Raw genomic sequence first — 2,490 nt, forward strand, 5'->3', positions numbered from 1 at the left:
CGCCGAGATCCCGGCCAGGGCACCAGGGTCGCCCGCCGCCTGCGCCGGGATCAGCGAGCTGAGCAATCCATCGAGCTCGGCTTGCGCCGCGGCCGGCAGCCAGTCAGCGAGCGCGTCCGCGGTGACCGCGTACCCATCGGGAACCCGCCATCCCGCGGCAGCCAGCTCCCCGAGCCGCGCCATCTTCGGCCCCACCCGCGGGGCGTCCGCGGCCCGGATGTCGCCGAGGTCCAGGATCACTGGCCGCTCGCGAGGACCTGCACCGTGCCGGCCCGGCCGTCCACCCGCACCCGGTCGCCGGTCTTGATCGCCTGGGTCGCCACCGCCGTGCCGACGACGCACGGGATGCCGTACTCCCGGCTGACGATGGCGGCGTGCGTCAGGGAGCCGCCGGTGTCGCACACGCACGCCGCGATGATCCCGAAGACAGGCGTCCACTCCGTAGTCGTGCCGCCGCAGACCAGGATGTCGCCCGGCTGGACGAGGTGGATGTCCGCCACCGTCGTGATGACCCGCGCGGTGCCCTCGACAATCCCCTTGGCGGCGGGGAAGCCCCGGATCTCGGCGACCCCGCCCCGGTCCGCGCCGCCCCTGAGCGCCTCGAGGAACCGCCCGGACAGCCCGAACACCTCGACCATGATCGGGTCGGGCACCGTGTCCGGGATCGTGCCGAGCATGGTCGGCAGCTCAGGGCCCCGGCGCTTCCAGTCCTCGAAGTAGGCCCGCCGGTCCGGGACCATCGCGGCCAGGTCCTTCCACGTTGCGCCGGCCGCCGTGACGCCGCCCTCCATGAGCCCGTACAGCTCCTCCTTGAACAGGAAGAACATGTCTTCTGGCCGCTCGATCCGCCCGTCGGCGGCGAGCCGCGCCCCGAGTTCCAGCGTGGCGCGGCGCACCGGGATGGCGGCGCGGCGGTCGATGAGGTAGTTGTGCTCCTCGTTCCACCAGGCGAAGTTGGCCGCCTGGTTGCCGGCCAGCGCCTCGTTGAAGCGCGCGAGGTCCGCGCCGTTGATCGACCGGCGCGCGGCCTCGATCTGCTCATCGCGTACCGCGATGGCCTGCTGGCGCGCGGCGAAGAAGTCGAACCCGGTCGGCTTGGACAGGAACGTGCCGATCGCGTACAGCGGCGCCGACGGGTCCTCGATCCACGACGGCGTGTCGATCCGGCAGGTCTCCTCGGTCCGCTGGCCGTAGACCTCCAGGAACGCGTCGAACTCGTCCAGCCAGCCAGCGCCGTGCGGCAGCGCCGAGAGCTCGGCCCGCATAGCGGCCGGCGAGGCGTGCAGCAGCGGCCCGGTGACCTCGAGCTCGCGCGCCCGGCCGGCGAGCCGCCACAGCTCCTCGTCGGTCTTGCTGTAGAACGTCTGTTGCCCGGCCAGGAAACCGGAGACGGCCGACCCGGCCAGCCCGATCTCCTCGGCCAGCGCGTAGAACGCCAGGTAGTTGGCGGTCAGGACGTACATCACCTCGAAGTGGATGAACCACGCCCTGCGGTGGAACGCGTACGCGTCCTTCAAGGAAGTCCACACCGCGGCCGGATCCATCGCGGAAAGGTCCAGGTTGTCGAGGTGGTCGTAGGCCGCCTGCAGCTCGCCCGCGCGCATGGCCCAGTAGCTGTCGAAGTCGCGCAGGATCGGGGTCACGTACTGGCCGAACCGCGCCGCGCGGGCCTGCACCTGCCACTCGGTGTCCACGTCGATGGTGCCGATGTACACGTGCGTCCCGGCCAGCCGGTTGACCGACCCACGGGTCGGCGGCACCCCGACGATCTCCGCGCCGAGCTGGGCACCCCAGGTCTGCGCGTCGTCGAGGGTGGCGATGGAGGCCGGCACCATGCCCTCGCTGAAGTGCAGCGAGTCACGCAGCCAGTAGCGGGCGTTGTCCGCCCGGCTGAACGGGCGCACCGGCCCGGCGACGAACGGCTGGCCGCCGAAGGGCTGCTTGTACCCCGGGTACAGCTCGTCCCTGACGAAATCATCGACAGGGACCAAACGCGGCGCATCTTCCTGGAATGGCACGCTTAACCTCACACCTCGGCCTTGAAGTGGGGACGGAATAAGCAAAGTGTTGCGTACCGGGAAGTGATTTTTCTACCCCGCAGGCTCCAGCAGCATCATGCCAGCCGCCGTATTGGAGATCGGCACATGATAAGTCGCCGCGACCTCGCGTACGCCCACATCCCCGCCGCCGCTGGTGACCGCGACGGGCTGCGCGTAACGACCCCCGGTCTTTCGGTCGGTAAGAATCATTCGGAACGGGCCCGTGGTTCCCCTGGGACCCCGGTTCCTACAGGCCGAGGGAGATCAGCGGCAGCGGGAGCGTCGGCCAGGGTGCCGGTGACGTGGTCGTCGGGGTCGGCCCGGGGGAGTGGCTCGGCGAGCCGGACTGGCTGGGGGACGCGCTGCTCGCCGGGCTGCTGCTCGGGCTGTGCGTCGCCTGGCGGCTGGCGCTGGCCGTGGCGGAGCGGGTCGGCCGCGCGGACGTCCTGCC

Annotated in this window: 2 protein-coding genes; both read right to left on the minus strand. The window is 71.1% G+C overall.

What is annotated here, in order from left to right; all coding sequences use genetic code 11:
• Nucleotides 1-240, minus strand: a 240-nt coding sequence (locus WA805_RS23560) for a hypothetical protein (protein WP_425243423.1), incomplete at its 3' end; no start/stop codon positions are given.
• On the minus strand, nt 237-2,018 hold the full coding sequence (locus tag WA805_RS23565; protein ID WP_425243424.1) for a PEP-utilizing enzyme: 1,782 nt from the start codon (nt 2,016-2,018) through the stop codon (nt 237-239). The genes WA805_RS23565 and WA805_RS23560, both read right to left, overlap by 4 nt.
• Nucleotides 2,019-2,490: the final 472 nt, after the last annotated feature.

The sequence above is a fragment of the Trebonia sp. genome (assembly GCF_049794275.1).
Lineage (GTDB): Bacteria > Actinomycetota > Actinomycetes > Streptosporangiales > Streptosporangiaceae > Trebonia.